General features: G+C 67.8%; 20 protein-coding genes. 7 read left to right on the plus strand and 13 right to left on the minus strand.

Annotated elements, in window-relative coordinates:
• Positions 1–159 precede the first annotated feature (159 nt).
• From PGN12_01000 to PGN12_01010, 3 genes are read right to left on the minus strand one after another with little or no spacing between them, the layout of a single operon-like run.
• The gene (locus tag PGN12_01000; GenBank protein MEH3102469.1) at positions 160–591 is read right to left on the minus strand and encodes a CoA-binding protein; all 432 of its coding nucleotides are present in this window, start codon (positions 589–591) and stop codon (positions 160–162) included.
• Positions 592–637: 46 nt separating this feature from the next.
• Entirely contained in the window at positions 638–1,495 is an 858-nt protein-coding gene (locus PGN12_01005; protein ID MEH3102470.1) for an oxygenase MpaB family protein, read from the minus strand.
• A gap of 29 nt (positions 1,496–1,524) precedes the next feature.
• On the minus strand, positions 1,525–2,031 hold the full coding sequence (locus PGN12_01010; protein ID MEH3102471.1) for a MucR family transcriptional regulator: 507 nt from the start codon (positions 2,029–2,031) through the stop codon (positions 1,525–1,527).
• A 224-nt stretch (positions 2,032–2,255) separates the two neighbouring features.
• Between PGN12_01010 and PGN12_01015 the strand changes: the two genes are divergently transcribed.
• Together PGN12_01015 and PGN12_01020 are read left to right on the plus strand one after the other, a co-directional pair.
• Positions 2,256–3,677 (plus strand): amidohydrolase, encoded by a 1,422-nt coding sequence (locus PGN12_01015; protein MEH3102472.1) that lies wholly within the window; start codon positions 2,256–2,258, stop codon positions 3,675–3,677.
• Complete coding sequence (locus PGN12_01020; protein ID MEH3102473.1) at positions 3,674–4,969, plus strand: amidohydrolase family protein; 1,296 nt, start codon at positions 3,674–3,676, stop codon at positions 4,967–4,969. The genes PGN12_01015 and PGN12_01020 overlap by 4 nt, the downstream gene beginning before the upstream one ends.
• 326 nt (positions 4,970–5,295) lie before the next feature.
• Here the strand turns inward: PGN12_01020 and PGN12_01025 are convergent, their stop codons facing one another.
• The gene (locus tag PGN12_01025; GenBank protein MEH3102474.1) at positions 5,296–6,297 is read right to left on the minus strand and encodes an NAD(P)H-quinone oxidoreductase; all 1,002 of its coding nucleotides are present in this window, start codon (positions 6,295–6,297) and stop codon (positions 5,296–5,298) included.
• Between the two features lie 73 nt (positions 6,298–6,370).
• Between PGN12_01025 and PGN12_01030 the strand changes: the two genes are divergently transcribed.
• The 5 genes from PGN12_01030 to PGN12_01050 all read left to right on the plus strand — a co-directional run bounded on the left by PGN12_01030 (position 6,371) and on the right by PGN12_01050 (position 12,945).
• Positions 6,371–6,568 carry a DUF1192 domain-containing protein gene (locus tag PGN12_01030; GenBank protein MEH3102475.1) on the plus strand — a complete coding sequence of 66 codons (198 nt, stop codon included), beginning with the start codon at positions 6,371–6,373 and terminating at the stop codon, positions 6,566–6,568.
• Positions 6,569–6,711: 143 nt separating this feature from the next.
• On the plus strand, positions 6,712–9,033 hold the full coding sequence (clpA, locus tag PGN12_01035) for an ATP-dependent Clp protease ATP-binding subunit ClpA (GenBank protein MEH3102476.1): 2,322 nt from the start codon (positions 6,712–6,714) through the stop codon (positions 9,031–9,033).
• Positions 9,034–9,241: 208 nt separating this feature from the next.
• On the plus strand, positions 9,242–10,903 hold the full coding sequence (locus PGN12_01040) for a GGDEF domain-containing protein (GenBank protein ID MEH3102477.1): 1,662 nt from the start codon (positions 9,242–9,244) through the stop codon (positions 10,901–10,903).
• A gap of 65 nt (positions 10,904–10,968) precedes the next feature.
• Positions 10,969–11,196 carry a hypothetical protein gene (locus tag PGN12_01045; GenBank protein ID MEH3102478.1) on the plus strand — a complete coding sequence of 76 codons (228 nt, stop codon included), beginning with the start codon at positions 10,969–10,971 and terminating at the stop codon, positions 11,194–11,196.
• Positions 11,197–11,235: 39 nt separating this feature from the next.
• Positions 11,236–12,945 carry an AMP-binding protein gene (locus PGN12_01050; protein ID MEH3102479.1) on the plus strand — a complete coding sequence of 570 codons (1,710 nt, stop codon included), beginning with the start codon at positions 11,236–11,238 and terminating at the stop codon, positions 12,943–12,945.
• A gap of 178 nt (positions 12,946–13,123) precedes the next feature.
• Here PGN12_01050 and pal read toward each other — a convergent pair whose 3' ends face one another.
• The 9 genes from pal to PGN12_01095 form a co-directional block, all read right to left on the minus strand.
• A complete protein-coding gene (gene pal / locus PGN12_01055; GenBank protein MEH3102480.1) occupies positions 13,124–13,645 on the minus strand; it encodes a peptidoglycan-associated lipoprotein Pal in 522 nt (173 codons plus the stop codon).
• Positions 13,646–13,676: 31 nt separating this feature from the next.
• On the minus strand, positions 13,677–15,056 hold the full coding sequence (tolB, locus tag PGN12_01060; GenBank protein ID MEH3102481.1) for a Tol-Pal system beta propeller repeat protein TolB: 1,380 nt from the start codon (positions 15,054–15,056) through the stop codon (positions 13,677–13,679).
• Positions 15,056–16,027 carry a cell envelope biogenesis protein TolA gene (locus PGN12_01065; protein MEH3102482.1) on the minus strand — a complete coding sequence of 324 codons (972 nt, stop codon included), beginning with the start codon at positions 16,025–16,027 and terminating at the stop codon, positions 15,056–15,058. The genes tolB and PGN12_01065 overlap by 1 nt, the downstream gene beginning before the upstream one ends.
• Position 16,028: 1 nt before the next feature.
• On the minus strand, positions 16,029–16,460 hold the full coding sequence (tolR, locus tag PGN12_01070; GenBank protein ID MEH3102483.1) for a protein TolR: 432 nt from the start codon (positions 16,458–16,460) through the stop codon (positions 16,029–16,031).
• Positions 16,460–17,152 carry a protein TolQ gene (gene tolQ / locus PGN12_01075; GenBank protein MEH3102484.1) on the minus strand — a complete coding sequence of 231 codons (693 nt, stop codon included), beginning with the start codon at positions 17,150–17,152 and terminating at the stop codon, positions 16,460–16,462. Before tolQ ends, tolR begins: the two co-directional genes overlap by 1 nt.
• Positions 17,149–17,610 (minus strand): YbgC/FadM family acyl-CoA thioesterase, encoded by a 462-nt coding sequence (locus tag PGN12_01080; protein MEH3102485.1) that lies wholly within the window; start codon positions 17,608–17,610, stop codon positions 17,149–17,151. The genes tolQ and PGN12_01080 overlap by 4 nt, the downstream gene beginning before the upstream one ends.
• A 170-nt stretch (positions 17,611–17,780) precedes the next feature.
• Entirely contained in the window at positions 17,781–18,830 is a 1,050-nt protein-coding gene (locus tag PGN12_01085) for a PLP-dependent cysteine synthase family protein (protein ID MEH3102486.1), read from the minus strand.
• Complete coding sequence (locus PGN12_01090; protein MEH3102487.1) at positions 18,827–19,312, minus strand: asparaginase domain-containing protein; 486 nt, start codon at positions 19,310–19,312, stop codon at positions 18,827–18,829. Before PGN12_01090 ends, PGN12_01085 begins: the two co-directional genes overlap by 4 nt.
• Complete coding sequence (locus PGN12_01095) at positions 19,309–21,345, minus strand: M3 family metallopeptidase (GenBank protein MEH3102488.1); 2,037 nt, start codon at positions 21,343–21,345, stop codon at positions 19,309–19,311. Before PGN12_01095 ends, PGN12_01090 begins: the two co-directional genes overlap by 4 nt.
• Positions 21,346–21,350: the final 5 nt, after the last annotated feature.

Genomic DNA, 21,350 nt, shown 5'->3' on the forward strand with positions numbered 1-21,350 from the left:
GCCCCTTCCGTCATTCCCGCGAAGGCGAAACCTCTGCGAACGTCATCCGTCATGCCGGACTTGTTCCGGCATGACGGGGCAGTGAGGACGACTTCCGGACGTTCGCAAAAGCCTCGCGCGCGTGGGAATGACGAAATTGCATGGGGTGAAAGCAAGGGCTCAGGCCCCCACCGGCCCGACCCCCAGCCGCGGGATCTCGATCGCCGGACAGCGATCCATGACCACCTTCAGCCCCGCCGCCTCGGCGCGCGCCGCCGCCGCCTCGTCGATGACGCCGAGTTGCAGCCACACCGCTTTCGCCCCGATCGCGATCGCCTGATCGACCACCGTGCCCGCCTCCGACGAGCGACGAAAGATATCGACCATGTCGATTGGATCGCCGAGCTGGTCGAGATCGCGGAACACGAACTCGCCATGGACATGCGTGCCCGTGATCTGCGGATTGACCGGGATGACGCGATAGCCATGCCCCTGCAAGGTCGCCATCACCCCGTTCGATGGGCGCGTCGGGCGATCGGATGCGCCGACCAGCGCGATCGTGCGCACTTCTTCGAGCAACGTCCTGATCTCGGCATCGGTGGTCAGCGGCATCGTCCCGGCTCCTTTCCTCGAAGAACGAGCCATCTTGCCCAACGGTTCAGGGCGCGCGCAATGCCCAGCGCAGCACGCGGCTCATTCCGTCCGCACCGGCCCGAATCGCCGGTCGCACGAGCGGCGGCGCGCGACGGTCGTGAAGCGCGGCCGCCCAGTCAGGAAGCAGGTCGAGCGCGGCCGCCGCCGCCACCGCCAGCCCGGCAGCCTGCGCGGGATCTGGGCCGGGCGCGAGCAGCGCATCGGCGACCTCGCGCACACGGTGGTCGCCACGCAATTGCGGGCGAACTTCGCGGTAGTAAGCGGCGATGTCGGCACGCGACCGCGGCACGTCGCTTGCGCCGAGCCGCTCGGCGACGACGGCGACGTCGGCGACGTATCGATCCTGATCGTCGGGCGACAGGGATGCATCGCGATAGCGTAGGTAGCCCCTCAGGAAGCTGTCCGTTTCGGCGACATGCACCCAGGTCAGCAGCGCGGGATCGTTGGCGTCGTAGCGGGTGCCGTCTGGCAAGTGCCCGTGAATACGGTCGTGGATCGCGCGGACCTGCGCGATCGTGCGCTCGGCCAGATCGGTCGACCCGTAAGTGGTGATGGCGATGAATTGCGCGGTGCGCCGCAGGCGACCGAGCCGGTCATTCCGGAAATCGCTGTGATCCCACACCCCCGCCAGCGCACCGGGATGCAGCATCTGGAGCAGCAAGGCGGAGATGCCGCCGATCATCATCGCGGAGAAGTCGCCATGCACCCGCCATGCGGGCGAGCGATCGGCGATCAATCCGCGGTCTTCGGGCGGGCGGGCGAGGTCCAGCTCGCCGCTGCCCACCATATCACGCAGGGATTGCGCGAGCGACGCACGGGCGCGGCCGACCGCCGGGGCGATCATCGGATCGACGATCGACATCGGCGTGCCGCCCCGTGCGGTGCGAGCGATCAGCCGTCCGCCTGAGCCGCCTTGCGGCGGCCACGCCCACCGGTCGTCGGCTCGGCAGCAGCGGCAGCCTCGCCGCGACGCGCACCGGGCTTGCGGCCGAGACCGATCTTCTTGGCCATATCGCGACGTGCCTCCGAATAGCTTTCGGCGACCATCGGATAGTCGGGCTTCAGGCCGTAACGCTGACGATAGTCGTCCGGGGTAAGACCATGACCGGCCAGGTGACGACGCAGCGTCTTGTAAGGCTTGCCGTCGATCAGCGAGATCAGATGATCCTTGGACGCGAGCGACTTCCGCACCGATACCGCCGGCGTATATTCTGCGGCGGGCTCTTCCGGTGCCGCCGGCGCAGTCGACGACGACAGGTTCGTCACCGCATCATGCATCGTGCGCAGAAATGCCGGCACATCCTCGCCCGAGGCGCGGGTGTTCGGATTGGCGAGCCACGCAATGGTCAGTTCGGTGGCAAGCTCAACTGCGTTGGCTGTCATGGTATCTTCGGACATGGGGTGCTCCCTTATTTACATAGCTCGCCCTAGACAGCGTTTCCGGGCAGGTCAACGCGCCGTGCAAATGAAATCAACATGTATCTATTTGCGACGTTAAATATCGACCGGGAACCTTTCATCCCCTGCGCTTCGCTCGCGAATGACAGGGGTGTCGCTTGACCGCAGCGCAAGACCGCGTCCATGATCGGGACAATCATAAATGAATAAAAAGGGGCTTCGCGATGAATTCGAACCGCGCACGACGCGCTCTGCTATCGGCCGCGTTGCTGGCGTTGCCGTTGTCGGCCTGTGACACGACCACGTCCGAAAAGCCCGCGACGGCCACGAAGAAAGCCCCGCCGGTACGTTACGCGCGTGATCCTTACCCTTCGACCTATCGCGCCTATCCCGGTGCCCCGACGCTCTTACGCAACGTCACGGTGTTCGATGGTGAAGGCAACCGCATCGACGGCGGTTCACTATTGTTCGCGGGCGGCAAAGTGGTCGCCGTCGGTCAGACGCTCGACGCCCCCGCCGGCGCGACGGTGATCGACGGGCAGGGCAAGTACGTCACCCCCGGGATCGTCGACATCCACAGCCACCTCGGCGATTACCCGACGCCGTCGGTACAGGCGCACTCGGACGGCAACGAGGCGACCGCGCCGATCACTGCGGATGTCTGGGCCGAACACAGTGTCTGGCCGCAGGACCCCGGCTTCGGCCGCGCGCTGGCGAACGGCGGGGTCACGACGCTGCAGATCCTGCCCGGATCGGCCAATCTGATGGGCGGACGCAGCGTGGTGCTCAAGAACGTCTATGCGCGCACGATGCAGGCGATGAAGTTCCCGGGCGCGCCGTACGGCCTGAAGATGGCGTGCGGCGAGAACCCGAAGCGAGTCTACGGCAGCAAGAACCGCGAGCCCTCGACCCGGATGGGCAATGTCGCAGTCGATCGCCAGACCTGGGCGAAGGCGGTCGCCTACAAGCGCAAATGGGACAAATACGAGGCCGAGGGCGGGGATGCTCCCGATCGCGACATCGGGATGGACACGCTGCGTGGCGTGCTGTCGGGCGAGATCATGGTCCAGAACCATTGCTACCGCGCCGACGAGATGGCGATCGTCCTCGATATGGCCAAGGAGTTCGGTTACCACGTCACGGCCTTCCACCACGCAGTTGAGGCGTACAAGATCGCCGATTTGCTCAAGGCGAGCGGCACCTGCGCAGCGGTGTGGGCCGACTGGTACGGCTTCAAAATGGAAAGCTACGACGGGATCGGTGAAAATCTCGCGATCCTCGAAAATGCCGGCGCCTGCGCGATGATCCATTCCGACGACGAGAACGGCATCCAGCGGCTCAATCAGGAAGTCGCCAAGGTGCTGTCGTCGGCGCGCCACTCGGGCATCCAGATCAGCGACGCCGCGGCATGGAAGTGGCTGTCGCTTGGCCCCGCCAAGGCGCTCGGCATCGACGCGCAGACCGGCAGCCTGAAGCCGGGCAAGATGGCGGACGTGGTGCTGTGGAACGGCAATCCGTTCAGCGTCTACACGCGCCCCGAAAAGGTCTGGGTCGACGGCGCGTTGCTCTACGATGCCAATGATCCGAAACGTCGCCCGGTGAGCGACTTCGAACTCGGCCAGCCCGGCTCGGGAGACGTCAAGTGAAGCGCGCGCTCCTTCTCCTCGCCACGATGCTGGCGACGCCTGCGATGGCACAGACGGTGGCGATCACCGGCGGCACGGTCGCGATCGGCGACGGCTCCGCACCGATCGAGGGCGGCACGGTGGTGATCGCCAGCGGGCGAATCGTCGCGGCCGGGCGCGGCGTCGCGGTGCCCTCGGGCGCGCAGGTGATCGACGCGGCGGGCAAATGGGTGTCGGCGGGCGTCGTCTCGGCACTGACCGACCTGTCGCTGGTCGATGCCGATGGCGTGCAGGAAAGCAACGACGCCGGCGCGCGCAATTCGCCGTTCAAGGCCGCCATCGACGTGTCGCTGGGTGTCAATCCGGCGGCGGTAAAGGTTGCCAACGAGCGGCTGTTCGGGGTGACCCGCGCGATCGTGACGCCGAGCGCTGAAAGCTCGATCTTCGCCGGGCAGGGCGCGGTCATCGATCTTGGCGCCGATCCGGATGCGGTGACGCGCCCGCGTGCCTTCCAGTTCGTCGAGCTGGGCGAAGGCGGCGGCAAGCTGGCGGGGGGCAGTCGCCCGGCGGCCTTCGCGTTGCTGCGCGACGCCTTTGCGCAAGCACAGGACTTCCGCCGCAACCCCGCCGCGTTCGATGGCCGCTCGCGCGACGCGCTGGTGACGCGCGCCGATGCCGAGGCGCTGCTGCGCGTGCTCGATGGGCAGGTGCCGCTGCTGGTGCATGTCGAGCGTGCGGCGGACATCCGCAACGTGCTGGCGTTGCCGCGCGACTATCCGAAGCTCAAGCTGGTGCTGGTCGGCGTGACCGAAGGCTGGCTCGTCGCACGCGAGATCGCGGCGGCGAAGGTGCCGGTGATCGCGGCGGCGCTCGCCGACCTGCCCGCGCAGTTCGAGAATCTGGCCGCGACCGAGTCGAACGTCGGCCGGCTGCGCGCCGCCGGAGTGCCGGTCGCGCTAGCCTCGACCGGCGCGTCGGGCGGCGACCATGTGCTGCGGCAGTTCGCGGGCAACCTCGTCGCGATCGCGCGCATCCCCGGCGCGACCGGGCTCGATTGGGGGCAGGCGTTCGCGTCGATCACCAGCGGTCCGGCCGAGGCGATCGGCATGGGCGGCGAGATCGGCTCGCTGCGTGCCGGGCGGCGCGCGGACGTGGTGATCTGGGACGGCGATCCGCTGGAATTGTCGTCGGTGCCGGTCGCGACATGGATCGACGGCGTCGCGCAACCGATGCGCTCGCGCCAGACCGAGCTGCGCGACCGGTATTTGACTCCCACGGAGGGTGCGTTGCCCAAAGCCTACGAGCGGCGCTGACACACGTCGTTGCTCCCGTCGTCATCCCCGCGCAGGCGGGGATCCAGACGCGCAGGTCCGTCGATGGAGGCGAATCCTCAAAGGTTCTTGATCCCCGCCGTCGCGAAACCTCTGCGCACGTCCGGAAGGTGTCCTCAATGTTGCGTCACCCCGGACTTGTTCCGGGGTCCACTGTTCCTCGGAATCAACGGCTTAACGGTTCGCGGAACGGTGGATGCCGGAACAAGTCCGGCATGACGGATGACACTCGCAGAAGTCCCGCCTGCGCGGGAATGACGAGGGGTTCGCGGGCATGACGAGGGGAGCCGGCGCGAAGAACCTCCCGCTCACCCCATCGTCAGCACGATCTTCCCCACATGGCTCCCTTCTTCCATCCGCCGGTGCGCCGCCGCCGCCTGCGCGAACGGAAAGCTGCGGTCCATCACCGGCTTCAGCTTGCCCGCCGCCGCGAACGGCCACACCGTTCGCGCGATTTCCTCGGTCACCAGCGCCTTGAACCCCGCGTCGCGCGCGCGCAGCGTCGAGCCGGTCAGCGTCAGCCGGCGCTTCATGATCTCGAACAGCGGCACCGTCGCCGATGCGCCGCGCTGCACCGCGATCGAGACGTGGCGGCCATCCTCGGCCAGGCATTGCAGGTTGCGCGGCACGTAATCGCCCCCGACCATGTCGAGCACCGCCGCGCAGCCGCGCCCGCCGGTGATCTCCTTGACCCGCGCGACGAAATCCTCCGCCTTATAGTCGATCGCATGATCCGCCCCGAGCCGCAGCGCCGCGGCCTTCTTCTCCGGCGAGCCGACGGTGACGATCACCTCCAGCCCGAACAGATTGCCCAGCGTGATCGCCATCGTTCCGATCCCGCTGGTTCCGCCATGGACCAGCACCGTGTCGCCCTCGACCGCAAAGGCGCGCTCGAACAGGTTCGTCCAGACCGTGAACAACGTCTCGGGCAGCGCCGCCGCCTCTTCCAGCGTCAGCGCGTCGGGGACGGGCAGGCATTGCGCGGCAGGGGCGACCGCATATTCGGCATAGCCGCCACCCGCGATCAGCGCACAGACGCGCTGCCCCAGCATGTCGGGATCGACCCCCTCGCCGAGCGCCGCCACTTCGCCCGCGATTTCAAGGCCCAGCGTCGAGGGCGCGCCGGGCGGGGGCGGATATAATCCTTGCCGCTGCATCACATCAGGGCGGTTCACGCCCGCGGCGGCGACTCGCACCAGCACCTCGCCGTCGCGCGGTACCGGGACGGTGCGTACCACAGGCACCAGCACCTCGGGGCCGCCGGCCTCAGTCGGGTCGATCGCCAGCATCGTATCGGGGACGTCGGTCATCGTGTCGGGGAGCCCTGCTTTGCGGTCGGCGATCATATTGACTCCGCGTTCCCCAGCGTCAACGATGCTGCCCGTGGACCTCGACGACATCCTTGGCGCACGCCCCGACGATCCGCTGACCGCGCTGCTGCGCGAGGATCTCGATCGGCTGTCGGTCGCGGAGCTGGAGGCGCGGGTCAAGGCGCTGGAGGGCGAGATCACCCGCACGCGCAAAAAGATCGAAGGCGCTGTTAACCATCGTGCAAGTGCCGACGCGATATTCAAAAGATAACGTCGGCGTATCGGGCGGACGACAGGGTGCCGGATGCGCGGTTGGGAGGATGACGATCGGAACCGCTTGATGCGGGGCCTGTTCGTCACGACATTCGTGGCAAGGGGTCGCGTGGCTTCACGCGGCCTGCAAGGAGTAACCTGATGCCGTCATTTGCCAGCGCCCTCGAGACCACGCTGCACAAGGCACTCGAGGCCGCGTCGTCGCGCCGCCACGAATATGCGACGCTCGAACATCTGTTGCTCGCGCTGATCGACGACGAACATGCCGGACAGGTGATGTCCGCGTGCGGCGTCGATCTGGGCGAGTTGAAGACCACCGTCGCGCACTATCTCGATACCGAGCTGGGCGCGCTCAAGGTCGATGCCGCGACCGATCCCTCCCCCACCAGCGGGTTCCAGCGCGTCGTGCAGCGCGCGATCCTCCACGTCCAGTCGTCGGGCCGCGACGAAGTGACCGGCGCCAACGTGCTGGTCGCCTTGTTCTCCGAGCGCGAGAGCTATGCGGTCTATTTCCTCCAGCAGCAGGACATGAGCCGGCTGGATGCGGTGAGCTATATCAGCCACGGCGTCGGCAAGGGCGCGGCGACCCCCGAGGCGACCAGCGCCAAGGGTGCGCCCGAGGAAGAGAAGAAGGAAAAGGCCGAGGCACCGGGCAAGAAGGGCGAAAGCGCGCTCAAGCAGTTCACGGTCGACCTCAACGAAAAGGCCAAGATCGGCAAGGTCGATCCGCTGATCGGGCGTTCGGCCGAGGTCGACCGCACCGTGCAGATCCTGTGCCGCCGCTCGAAGAACAACCCGCTCTATGTCGGTGATCCCGGCGTCGGCAAGACCGCGATCGCGGAGGGTCTGGCGCGCAAGATCGTCGAGGGCGACGTGCCCGACGTGCTCAAGCCGGCGGTGATCTATTCGCTCGACATGGGCGCCTTGCTCGCCGGCACGCGTTACCGCGGCGATTTCGAGGAGCGGCTCAAGGCGGTCGTCAACGAGCTGGAGAAGCTGCCCGACGCGGTGCTGTTCATCGATGAGATTCACACCGTGATCGGTGCCGGCGCGACCAGCGGCGGCGCGATGGATGCGTCGAACCTGCTCAAGCCGGCGCTGTCGGGCGGCACGATCCGCTGCATCGGCTCGACCACCTACAAGGAGTTCCGCAACCACTTCGAGAAGGACCGCGCGCTGCTGCGGCGCTTCCAGAAGATCGACGTCAACGAGCCGACGATCGAGGATACGATCAAGATCCTCGCTGGCCTGCGCTCCGCCTTCGAGGAGCACCACTCGGTCAAGTATACGCCCGAGGCGATCAAGTCGGCGGTCGAGCTGTCGGCGCGCTACATCAACGACCGCAAGCTGCCCGACAAGGCGATCGACGTGATCGACGAGGTCGGTGCGATGCAGATGCTGGTGGCGCCGAACAAGCGCAAGAAGACGATCACCGCCAAGGAGATCGAGGCGGTGATCGCGACGATGGCGCGCATTCCGCCGAAGAGCGTGTCGACCGACGACAAGAAACAGCTCGAGACGCTCGAAACCGATCTGAAGCGTGTCGTCTTCGGGCAGAACGTCGCGATCGAGAAACTGTCGTCGGCGATCAAGCTGGCGCGCGCGGGTCTGCGCGAGCCCGAGAAGCCGATCGGTAATTATCTGTTCACCGGCCCGACCGGCGTCGGCAAGACCGAGGTCGCCAAGCAACTGTCGACGATCCTCGGCATCCCGCTTCAGCGGTTCGACATGAGCGAATATATGGAGCGGCATTCGGTCAGCCGACTGATCGGTGCGCCCCCGGGCTATGTCGGCTTCGATCAGGGCGGGCTCCTCACCGATGCGGTCGACCAGAACCCGCATTGCGTGCTGTTGCTCGACGAGATCGAGAAGGCGCATCCGGACCTGTTCAACATCCTGTTGCAGGTGATGGACAACGGCCGCCTGACCGACCAGCACGGCAAGACCGTCGACTTTCGCAACGTCATCCTCATCATGACGACCAACGCGGGCGCGTCGGACATGGCGCGCGAGACGGTCGGCTTCGGCAATCTCACCCGCGAGGGCGAGGACGAGCAGGCGGTGCAGAAGATGTTCACGCCGGAGTTCCGCAACCGGCTCGATGCGATCGTCCCGTTCGGCTATCTGCCGACCGAGGTGGTGGCGCGCGTCGTCGACAAATTCATCCTCCAGCTCGAATTGCAGCTCGCCGACCGCGACGTGCATATCAAGCTGAGCGATGAGGCGAAGGCGTGGCTGACCGAGAAGGGTTATGACAAGCTCTACGGCGCACGCCCGATGGGCCGGCTGATCCAGGAGAAGATCAAGCAGCCGCTCGCCGAGGAGCTGCTCTTCGGCAAATTGGTCCATGGCGGCGAGGTCACCGTCAACCTCAAGGACAATGCGTTGACCTTTGCGATCGAGCCCGCCGCGCCGAAGAAGTCGGGCAAGAAGGGCAAGGCGGCGCCGGCAGCTGCTGGCTGAGCCCATCGACGGGCCGGGGCTGTCATGGCACCGGCCCGTTAACTTTTCCGTTCGCTGCTTCACACCCGACCGTCGCCCCGATGTGACGGTGTCCACGCCGTTTTCTCCGCGGTTCCGGTTTCCCGCGCCCGGCTCATCCGCGAAAGATTTTTACCTGTTCACCCTTCACGTTAACCTTCTGTTACCTACTTTTTTTTAGCCTTGCCGCATGTCGGGGGGGAACATCTTGCGGATCATGGCGGCGTGGACCGCCCTCCTCCTGTCGCTTGCGCTTCCATCGGCGGCGTCGGCGAGCACCGAGATGCCGCTGCGCACCTGCTTCCGGATGGCGTCGAGCGGCGATCGTGCCGCGCTGCCGTTCGGCGCTGGCGGCGGGTTCGACTGTACCGGGTCGCAGCGCAGCGCGCCTTCCGGCGACTATTGGGTCCGTTCCCAACCGCTGCCGCCGCTCGAGCCCGGCGTCGCGATCCGCTCCGGCAGCCTGTGGCAGGACAGCGCCACGCTCCACATCCTCTACGCCGACGGCACGATCCGCTCGATCGGGTTCGACAGCGCGAGCGCGTGGCGGCACCTGCAGCTCGGCGCGTCGTTCGAAACCCCGATCCCGCCCGCCGCGGCGCGCCCGATCCAGATCCTCTGGCACGTGCGCGGTGCGGCGAATCTGCGCGGACTGGTGCTGCAACCGCAGCTGATCTCCCCCGACGTCTCGCAGCGCTATACCTTGCAGATGACCGCCTTCTACGCCGGCTTCGTCGGGCTGGCGGTCGCGCTGCTGATCTTCAACATCGCGCTGGGTGCAGCACTGCGGCAACGCTTCCACGTGCCCTATTGCGTGATGGTTCTGTCGCTGATCGGCTATGCCGCCAGCAGTTCGGGGCTGCTCGGGCAACTCACCGGGCTCGACAACAATCTGCGCTTGCGGCTCAACATGCTGCTGCTCGCCACGACCTTGTCGAGCGCGATGATGTTCGCGCGTCGATTCTTCGCGCCGCACGTGACGCGCGGCTGGTTGCGCCCGGCGATCGACATCGCCACCGGCACGCTGCTCGCCGCGGCGCTGGCCTATACGGTGCTGATGCCGCTCTACGCCCGTGTGCTCGACCGGGCGATGACCTTCACGTTCCTCGCGACATTGCTGCTCACCCTGCCGCTGTTGTGGCGGGGCTGGCACGCCGAGGATCGCTATTCCCGCGCCTTCGCCATCGCCTGGGGCGTACCGCTGCTCACCGCCACCGCGCGCGTGCTCCAGGCATTGGGATTGATCGAGTGGAGCTTCTGGATCGACAATTCGACGCTCATCGCGATGGTACTGGAGGCGAGCTTCAGTGCGCTGGCGATCGCTTGGCGGATCAAGCAACTGACCGAGGATTGCGATCAGGCGCGCGAGCAGGAGGTGCTGGCGCGGCTGCTCGCCGACAGCGATCCGCTGACCGGCCTGATGAACCGCCGCAGCTTCCTGCGCGAGGCGATCGGACGCCCTGACCCGCACGTCCTGGTGCTGGTCGACATCGATCATTTCAAGCGCGTCAACGAAACGCTCGGCCATGATGGGGGCGATCAGGTGCTGCGCGTCTTCGCCGATGCGTTGCGCCACTCGGTGCCTGCCGACGCGTTGCTCGCGCGGATCGGCGGCGAGGAATTTGCGGTGCTCGCCCCCGCTTCGGCGACGACGATGCCGGAGACGATCCTGACACAGATCCGCGCCGCGACGATGCCGTTCGATCTGGCGGTCACTGCGTCGCTGGGCAGCGAATGCGGCGTGATCGCCGACGAGGGGGACTGGAAATCGCTCTATCGCCGCGCCGACGATGCGCTGTTCGCCGCCAAACGCGCCGGCCGCGACCGGCTCCGCTGGGCGGAAGCGGCATAGCGCGTTAGCTGTCGCTCCCTCTCGGACCGTGCTATGGTCGCCGCAGTCTTGGGAGGGACATCATCATGCCGCAACCGCCTGACTTTCGTCGCCGCCGCGCCGCGGTCGTCGCACTGGGTGCGTTAATGCTGATCTGCGCGGGCGACCGCACTCCGATGATCGGGACGCTTTCGATCACGGTCGACGACCGGCTTATCGCGCAGGTCGATGCCGACTGGACGCCGCCGGTCGCGCTGGCGATCGCCGGGGTTGGACAGGCCGCGGCCGTGATCGGGACGCTCCTGCAGCGCTGACCGCTTGCGCGCCACGGTTTGTTGCTTACAGTCGTGTCAATGACTGGAGAGCATGCCTGGCGCACCGCCTATCGCCATCCCGTGTCGTGGGATTCCAATTACCCGCCGCTGTCGATGCCGGCGTTGTTCGACGCCGCCGCGGCGCGCCATGCCGACCGGCCCGCGATCGACTTTCTCGGCCGCCATTATAGCTATGCCGAGCTTGCCGACGGCGTGCGCCGCGTCGCCACCGGTCTCGCGGCGCTCGGCTATGGCAAGGGGGACCGCGTCGGCCTGTTCCTCCCCAACGTCCCGCATTATCTCGCCGCCTATCACGGCGCGCTGCGGCTCGGCGCGACGGTGGTCAATTTTTCGCCGCTCTATTCGGTCGAGGAATTGTGTCATCAGGTCGAGGATTCGGGGACGCGCGTGCTGTTCACCATCTCGGCCAGCGCGCTGCTGCCGACCGCGCTGAAGGTACTGGAGAAGAGCGGACTCGAACGGCTGGTGGTCGGATCGGTCGCGGGCGTTCTGCCGCCCGCCAAGTCGATCGCCTATCGCCTGTTCAAGCGCGCCGAAACCACGCAGCGCCCCGACGATCCGCGCGTGATCGCCTTTTCGAAACTGATCGCCAACGATGGCTCACTCCCGCCGCCCGCGATCGACCCGAAACGCGACGTTGCGCTGATCCAGTACACCGGCGGCACCACCGGCGTGCCAAAGGGCGCGATGCTCACCCACGCCAACGTCAGCGCCAACGCGCGGCAGGTCGCGCAGCTCGATCCGCACCCGGAGGCGTGCGACCGCATCCTCGGCGTGCTGCCGCTGTTCCACGTCTTCGCCAACACCTGCGTGATGAACCGCACGATCGTCACCGGCGGCGAAATGGTGCTGCTGCCGCGCTTCGATGCCGGGCAGGCGCTGGCGACGATCACCCGCACCAAGCCGACCTCGCTCCCCGGCGTCCCGACCATGTACCAGGCGCTGCTCGACCATCCCAGGCTGGCGGCGACCGACTTCACCTCGCTGCGCGTGTGCATTTCCGGCGGTGCGCCGCTCAATGCCGAGCTGAAGACACGCTGGGAGGCGGCGACCCACTCGACGCTGATCGAGGGCTATGGCCTGTCGGAAAGCACCGGCGTGCTGACCACCAACCCCTATGAGGGCGGGCAGAAGGCCGGGACGATCGGACAGCCGCTCCCGGCGACGCGACTGCGGCTGGTCGACAAGGAAGACGCGGCGCGGCCCGCGCCCGAAGGCCAACCCGGCGAGATCGTCGCGCTTGGGCCGCAGATCATGGCCGGTTATTGGAACCGCCCCGATGCCGACGAGACGACCTTCGCGGTCGATGCGGAGGGGCGCAAATGGCTGCGCACCGGCGATGTCGGGACGATCGACGAGGACGGCTTCATCGCGATCGTCGACCGGCTGAAGGACATGATCTCGGTCGGCGGGTTCAAGGTCTTCCCCAGCCAGATCGAGGCGATCCTCTACCATCACGCGGCGGTGCGCGAGGCGCTGGTGATCGGCCTGCCCGATCCGTACCGCGGCGAGGTGCCGCGCGCCTATGTCACGCTCAACGAGGGGATGGAGGCGGACGGCGCGGCGCTGGCCGCATGGCTCAACCCGCAACTCGGCAAGCACGAGCGCGTCGATCGCGTGGTGGTGCGCGCGACGATGCCCAAGACGATGATCGGCAAGCTCAGCCGCAAGGACCTGATCGCCGAGATCAAGGCCGAGATGGAGAACCCGCCGATCACACCGGCGTAGCGATGCAAGATAGCCCTCTCCCCTCTGGGGAGAGGGTTGGGTGAGGGGCCGGTGTCTCACCGAGACAAACCTCTCTGCGAGGCTCCGGCCCCTCACCCCGACCCTCTCCCCAAGGGGGAGAGGGAGAGGCGCGTCCTCACACGCGAAGGCGCCTATGGCCTTTCTCGAACCCCGGTATTTACCCCCCGACGACCACCGTCACCGCGCGGCGGTTTTGCGCCCAGCTCTGCTCGTCCGAGCCCAGTGCGACCGGGCGTTCCTTGCCATAGCTGATCACGCTGATCCGCGACGGCGCGATCCCCCGCGCGGCAAGATAGTTCTTCGCCGCATTCGCGCGACGATCGCCCAGCGCGAGATTGTACTCACGCGTCCCGCGCTCGTCGGCATGGCCTTCGATCGTGATCGTCACGTTGTTGTAGCGCTGCAACCACTCGGCCTGCGAATCGAGGATCCCGCGCGCCGTCGCGTCGATGTCGTACTGATCGAGCCCGAACAGCACGGTGTCGCCCTGCGTCGAGCGCTTGAAATCGGCTGCCGACCCAGGCGTGACGCCGCCGGTGGGGTCGACCGGACCGGTCGGCGTGCCCTGCGTCGGCGCGGCGCCCGGCGCGGGCGGCAGCACCTCGGGGCGCTTCTTGGAACAGGCGGCGGTCGCGACCAGCGCGGTCGCCATCAACAGGGTGGTGGTCAGACGGGCCATCGGGTGTCTCCTCTATGGTCGTTCGTGAAACTTACGGACGAAGCGGCCCCCAGGCGGGGTCCGATCCGTCGAGCGGGGTAGGCACGCGGCGTTCGTTGACCCCGGTCAGGTCGACCGACCACAGATCGGCCTTGCCGGCGTTGCCGCGCCCCTGGCGGAAGAACATCAGCACACGACCGTTCGGGCTCCAAGAGGGACCTTCGTCCTGCCAGCTGTTGGTGAGCAGCTTCTCGCCCTGCCCGCTCGGGCTCATGACGCCGATCCGGAACGCGCCCTGGATCTTGGTGAAGGCGACCAGGTCGCCGCGCGGGCTCCACACCGGCGTGGCGTAGCGCCCGCCGCCAAAGCTGATCCGCTGCTGGCTCGATCCATCGGCGTTCATCACGTACAGCTGCTGCCCACCCGACCGATCGCTCTCGAACACGATCTTCGAGCCATCGGGCGAATAGCTGCCGCCGGTATCGATCCCCGGCGAGGTGGTCAGCCGCTGCGGTGTGCCGCCCGACGCCGGGACGCGATACAGGTCGGTGTTCCCGGCCTGCGCCATCGAGAACAGGATGTAGCGGCCATCGGGCGAGAAGCGCGGCGCGAAGGTGGTCGCGACGTTCTGCACCACCAGCCGCTGCCGCCCCGAACCGAGATCGTAGACGTAGATCGCCGGGGTCTTGCCGACATAGCTCATGTACACGATCGACTGCTGGTTGGGCGCGAAGCGCGGGGTCAGCACGATCGACGAGCCGGTGGTCAGGAAGCGGCTGTTCGCGCCGTCCTGGTCCATGATCGCCAGCCGCTTGATGCGGTTGGCTTTCGGCCCGGTTTCGCTGACATAGACGACGCGGCTGTCGAAATAGGCGCCCTCGCCGGTCAGCCGGGTGTAGACCATGTCGGCGCATTTATGCCCCGCGCGCCGCCAGTCGGACGGCGGCACCACGAACCCCTGTCGCGTCAGCTGCGTCTGCGCCGACACGTCGTACAGGTAGCAGCCGACCGTCAGCGTCCCGTCGCCATTGGCACGGATATAACCCTGCACCAGCGCCTGCGCCCCCGAGCCCGCCCAGTAATCGAACGCCGGCGCGGTCACTTCCGGGAAGCCGATCGCCCGCGTCCGGCCGGGGGCGAGCGGGGTGAACAGCCCGGAGTTGCGCAGGTCGTTGCTCACGATCTCCGCCAGTTGCCGTCCGAGCTGGTCGGTCGAGCCGGCCGCGGTCTGCACCACCGCCTGCGTCGGCATCGGCGGGATCGCGATCGGCATCGGCGCGGAAATGCCGCCGGTGACGTCGACCTCCAGCGGCGGCGGGGTCTGGCCGGCCGGTGCCGCACCTGCGCCGGGCGGTGTCACGGGCGGCGGCACCTGCTGCGCGAGCGCAGGGGTGGAGACAAGCGTGGCGAGGAGGAGCAGCCGGAGTCGCATCACCGCAGTTTCCAATTATAGTTGATGTTGCTCCACCCCCCATTGGCGGTGGAATAATATTCTGCCGGCAGTCTCAACGGCGAACAGCCCTTGAATGCCGCAATCCCCAGATCGACGACGCGCCGGGCGTAGCGGCGGTTGTCGTCGTCGACGCCGTTCTGTCGCACCACGGTCGGCGTCGCCGACAGCGTACCGTCGCGATTGAGCCGCAGGTTGAGCGTGGTGACGATCTGGTTCGCGCCGGGGCCGGGATCCACCTGCCGGTCGGCGCATGGCTGGATCTGCCGCGCGATCGCCTGCTGGATCGCCGCCAGCGCCTTGCCGTCGACGCGCGCGGCGGACGGCGGCGCGTCATTGGGCTTGGCGTCGCTCTTCTCGGCGGTCAGCCCCTTGAGGAAGTCGCTCCCCAGCCGACTGCCGCGAGGGCGCTCGCCCTTGGCGGTTTCGGTCTTGCCCTTGCCCTTCGAGGCGGCGGGCGCGGCCGACGACTTGCTCGACGCCGCGGCGCTCTCCTGCTTCTTGGGCGCGGGCTTGGCCGCGACCTTTTCCGCCGCGGGCGGAGCCGGCTTGGGCTTGGGCTGCGGCTTGGGGACCGGCTTCGGCGCGGGCGCTGGCTTGGGCGCGGGTTTCGGCGGAGCCGGCTTGGGCGGCGCGGGCTTCGCGACCGGCTTGGGCTCGGGCTGCGGCGCGGGTTCGGGGACCGGCGCGGGCACGGGCTGCGGCGGGGCTTCGGCGGGCGGCGGCGCTTCCTCGGGCTCGCCGACATCGGGCGCGACCGCCTGCGACGGCGCCTCGGTCTGCTGCGGCGCGGCCGCCTCCAACGCGACGTCCTTGACGAGGCTGACCTCGACCGGGTTCTGCTTCAGCTTGACCGGATTGGGCGTGGCGAGAAAGCCGACCGAGAGCACGCCGAACAGCAGGACGTGTCCCGCAACGGCCAGCCCCAGCCCGATCTTCTCACCACGCTCCACGTTATTCCTCGCCGACCGTCACCAGTGCGACGCGGTTCAGGCCCGCGCGGTTCAGCTCGCCCATCACGCGCATCACGCGGCCGTAATCCAGCCCGCGATCGGCGCGCAGGAACACCTGCGGCGGCTCGTTGCCTTTCGCAGTCTCAGCGATCGTGGCGAGCCTTGCGGGCAGCGCGTCGGCGGCGACCTCCTCCTTGGCGATGAAGATCCGGCCCTGTTCGTCGAGCGAGATTTCGGTCGGCTGCTGCTCCTGATCCAGCGGCTTGGCGCGGCTGTCGGGCAGGTTCACCGGCACGCCCTGCGTCAGCAGCGGCGCGGTGACCATGAAGATGATCAGCAGCACCAGCATCACGTCGACCAGCGGCGTGACGTTGATGTCCGCCATCGGCGCGCGCCGACCCTTGCCTCGCGCGGAAGGCAGGTTCATCGCCATCAGCGTTCGCCGTCGAGCTGCCGCGACAGCGTGGCGTGGAAGCCGTCGGCGAAGCGGTTCAGCCGCGCCTCGATGCGGTTGATCGCATGGCTGAAACGGTTGTACGCGATCACCGCCGGGATCGCCGCGAACAGCCCGATCGCGGTCGCGAACAGCGCCTCGGCGATGCCGGGGGCGACGACCGACAGGCTGGTGTTCTGCTGGCTGGCAATCGCGGTGAAGCTGCGCATGATCCCCCAGACGGTGCCGAACAGCCCAACGAACGGCGCGACCGAACCGACCGTCGCCAGCACGTTGAGCCGGTCCGACAGCTGATCGATCTCGCGCGCCACCGCCGAGCCCATGACGGTCGCCAGCCGCTCACGCGTGCCCTCGCGGTCGATCTTCTGCCCGTGCGTCGAGCGCCGCCACTCGGTGACGCCCGCGTTCAGCACGCGCGCGGAAGGAAGATCGGTGTGCGTCTGCGACTTGTAGAAGGCGTCGATATCCTCGGCCTTCCAGAAATCACGCTCGAACGCCTCGGTGCGCTGGCGCGTACGGCCCAGCTTCAGCCAGAAGCCGATGATGATCGCCCAGGTCCAGATGCTGGCGAGCAGCAGCCCCAGCATCACCGCCTTGACCACCCAATCGGCTTCCATGAACAGCGCGATCGGCGACAGCGTGGCCGCATCGGTCTGCAAAATCGGATTCACGGTGTCTCTTCCCCCAATGACGCGAGGCGCCGGAACGTATCGACCCAGGCGGCGGGTTGACGACGCGGCCGCCCGTCGGGGCCGACCAGCGCCGCGGTCACCGTGGCGTCCGCCAGCATTTCCGCCCCGCGCCTGACTGTCTGATGAATGACGACGCTCGCCGCGCGGATCGCGGTCACCCGGCTTTGAATCAGCAGCGCGTCGTCGAGCCGCGCGGGCGCGCGATACTTGATCGTCAGATCGGTGATCGCATAGGCGCCGCCGCCACCCTCGAAGGTCGCGCGCTGGTCGATCCCGCCGACGCGCAGCATGTCCGAGCGCGCGCGCTCCAGATAACGCAGGTAATTGGCGTGATAGACCACGCCCGACAGGTCGGTATCCTCGAAATAGACGCGCAGTGCGAAGAGGTGGCTGTTACCCTCGAAACGTCCCTGCGCGGGTTGATCCACCGCCGTCATGGCAAGGCTGTTAACCGATGGGGCGGGCGCGGGGAAGCGGTAATGGCCCGCGGTTGATGTGGGTCGGGGGGGGCAGCCACCTTGCAACCATCGTCATTGCGAGCGGAGCGAACCAATCCAGTGTTCCGCGCGCTGCCCTGGATTGCTTCGCTCCGCTCGCAATGACGAAGTCAGGTGAGAAGCGCCGCCATCTCCGCCTCCGCCCGCTCCCAAGCCAGCCCACTCTCCGCCAGCCACGCCGAATCGTGGTACGTGCACCCATAACGATCGCCGCCGTCGCACAGCAACGTCACGATGCTCCCGCGCTCACCGCGCGCCGCCATCTCGCCGATCAGCCGCGCGCACGCCCACAGGTTCGTCCCCGTCGATCCGCCGACACGCCGCCCGAGCACCTGCCCCAGCGCGCGCATCGCGCCGATACTGTCGCCGTCCGCGACCGCGATCATCCGGTCGATCACACCCGGCACGAAGCTCGGCTCGACGCGCGGTCGCCCGATCCCCTCGATCCGCGACGCGCAGCCCTCGGGCAGCGCCACTGCCGCCCGGTCCGCATAATGGCGATGGAAGATCGAATGGACCGGATCGGCGACGCACAATTGCGTGGCGTACCGGCGATAGCGGATGAAGCGCCCGATCGTCGCCGACGTGCCGCCGGTCCCCGCGCCGCACACGATCCACGCCGGGATTGGATGCTCCTCTTCGGCCATCTGCGCGAAGATGCTCTCGGCGATATTGTTGTTGCCACGCCAGTCGGTCGCGCGCTCGGCATAGGTGAATTGGTCGAGATAATGCCCGCCGGTTTCGCGCGCGAGCCGCTGCGCGACGTCGTAGACCGTGCGCGGGTCATCGACCGCATGGATCTCGCCGCCATGGAAGCGGATCGCGTCGAGCTTGGGCGCGGCGGTCGCCGCGGGGACGACCGCGATGAAGCGCAAGCCCAGCATCTTGGCGAAATAGGCTTCGCTGACCGCGGTCGACCCCGACGACGCCTCGATCACGCAGGTGTCGGGGCCGATCCACTCGTTGCACAGCGCATAGAGGAACAGCGAGCGCGCCAGCCGATGCTTGAGGCTGCCGGTCGGGTGGCTGCTCTCGTCCTTCAGGTACAGCTGGATGCCGTCATGATGCGGCAGATCGACCTGGATCAGGTGCGTGTCGGCGCTGCGGTTGTAATCCGCCTCGATCCGCCGGACCGCCTCCGCCAGCCAGTCGCGCGTCATTCGGCCGCGACGAAGCTGTTGATCGAGCGATCCTTTCTCACCCGGGTCCCGTCGAAGATCGTGCCGTTCATCGCGATCCACACGCCCGGCGCGGCGACCTGCGCGGTGGCGAAGGCCATGCCGAGATTGAAGCTGGCGTCGCTCTCCGCGAACCGCGCCGGGGCCAGCGCGCCGACCAGCACGATCGTCTTGTCGGTCTTGCCGGCCAGAACCCGGGCGGTGTCGGTCATCGTGTCGGTGCCATGTGTAATGACGATCCGTGACTCATCCGCGTCCAAAATAGCCCCCAAGATGAGCGCCCGGTCGTCATCGGTGAGCTCCAAACTGTCCTTGCGGAGCAGTTCGTGCACCCGAAACGGCAAAGCGACGCGCGCAGTCTTCAGCAGCCGGTCGACCACGCTGTCGCCGATCTGATATTCGCTGAGCGCGTCGAAATAAAGTTTGTCGATCGTCCCGCCGGTGGTGAGGATCAGCACGCTCACTGCGCGTCCTCCAGCAGGCCGTGGCGGACCAGCATCGCGACCGGATCGGCGTCGCGCCCGCGGAACGCGCGGAAGCTCTCCGCCGCCGGGCGCGTCGCGCCGCGCGACAACACTTCCTCGCGCAGCAGGGTGCCGGTGGCGCGATCGACCAGCCCGTTCTCCGCGAACCGGCCGAAGCCGTCGGCGGCGAGCACCTCGGCCCACAAATAGCTGTAATAGCCCGAGGCATAGCCGCCCGCGAAGATGTGGCTGAACGCGTGCGGGAAGCGATGCCAGGCGGGCGGGCGCAGCACCGACACCTCGTCGCGCACCGCCTCGATCACCTCCATCGGGTCGCTGCCCATCGTGCCGAGGTGGAGCAGCAGGTCGAACAGCGCGAATTCGAGCTGGCGGACGATGAACATCCCCGACTGGAAGCGCCGCGCCGCGACCATCCGGTCGAACAGGTCGGGCGGCAGCGGCGCGCCGCTTTCGTAATGCCCCGACATCGCGGTCAGCACCGCGCGGTCCCAGGCGAAATCCTCCATCAGCTGGCTCGGCAGCTCGACCGCGTCCCATTCGAACCCGCTCGTCCCCGCGATCGACGGGCGGTCGACGCGCGTGAACAGATGGTGGAGGCAATGGCCGGTTTCGTGAAGCAAGGTCACGACATCGCTGTGGCTGAGCAACGACGGCTGTCCCTCGCCCTTCGGCGCGAAATTGCAGACCAGATAGGCGACCGGCACCCGCACGTTGTTGCCGTCGCGCAGCCGTGGGCGCGCCTGCGCCATCCACGCCCCGCCGCGCTTGCCGGGGCGTGCGTGAAGGTCGAGATACAGGCCCGCGAACACCTCGCCGCTGTCGTCGGCGACGTCGTAATAATGCGCGTCGGGGTGATAGAGCGGCACATCGTCGCGCCGGGTGAGCCGCAGCCCGAACAACTGCCCCAGCAACGTCTGCCAGCCGGCGGTGACGCGCTCGACCGGGAAGTAACCGCGCACCTCCTGCTCGTCGACCGCATAGCGCGCCTGCCGCAGCCGGTTGGCGGCGAACCCCGCGTCCCACGGCTGGAGGTCGGTGATCCCCAGCTCGTCGGCCGCGAACGCCCGCAAGGCATCGAGATCGCGCTGCGCCGCCGGCTTCGCGCGCTGGCCGAGGTCACGCAGGAAGGCCAGCACCTCGCCCGCATTTGGCGCCATCTTGGTTTCCAGCGACAGCGCGACCGGATCGGTGAAGCCGAGCAACGTCGCCGCCTCGCGCCGCAGCTCGAGGATGCGCGCGATCCGCGGGCCGTTGTCGTGCGCGCCGGCGTTCGGCCCCTGATCGGAGGCGCGCGTGCCATAGGCGCGGTACACGTCGGCGCGGAGGTCGCGATCCTCGGCGAAGGTCAGCACCGCATTGACGCTCGGCTGCTGGAGCGTGACCAGCCAGCCGTCCAGCCCCTTCGCCTGCGCCGCGGCGGCGAACATCGCCTTGTCGGGGGCGGAGATGCCCGCCAGCCGCGCCTCGTCGGTGATGTGGCAGGTCCACGCATCCGTCGCGTCGAGCACCGCGCTCCCGAACTCGGTCGACAGCGCCGACAGCTCGACCGACACCGCCGCGAACCGCTCACGCTCCGCGGCGTCGAGCGCGACCCCCGCCAGCCGGAAGTCGCGGATCGCATGTTCGACCGCGACGCGATCGGCCTGCGGCAGATCGGCGAAGCCGGGCGACGCCTCCAGCGCGGTCAGCACGTCGTACAGGTCGCGGTTCTGCGCCACCGCCATGAAATGCTGGACCAGTTTCTCCTGCCCCGCGGCGTGCGCGGCGCGCAACCCGGGCGTGTCCGCGACCCCGCGCAGGTGCGACACCGCCGACCACAAGGCATCGACCCCCGCCTCGGCACGTTCGAGCGGCAGCCATGCCTGTTCGAACGTCGTCGGCCGGGCACGCGTGACGTTTTCGACCGCCTCGGCGTGGCGCGCGATCGCGGCGTCGAGCGCGGGGGCGATCGTCTCCGGCGTCAGCGCGGCGAAATCGGGGAGGACGAGCGGATCGAGCAGCATATCGGTCATGCGCG

Origin of the sequence: Sphingomonas phyllosphaerae (assembly GCA_036946405.1) — a bacterium.
Classification (GTDB): Bacteria; Pseudomonadota; Alphaproteobacteria; order Sphingomonadales; family Sphingomonadaceae; genus Sphingomonas; species Sphingomonas phyllosphaerae_D.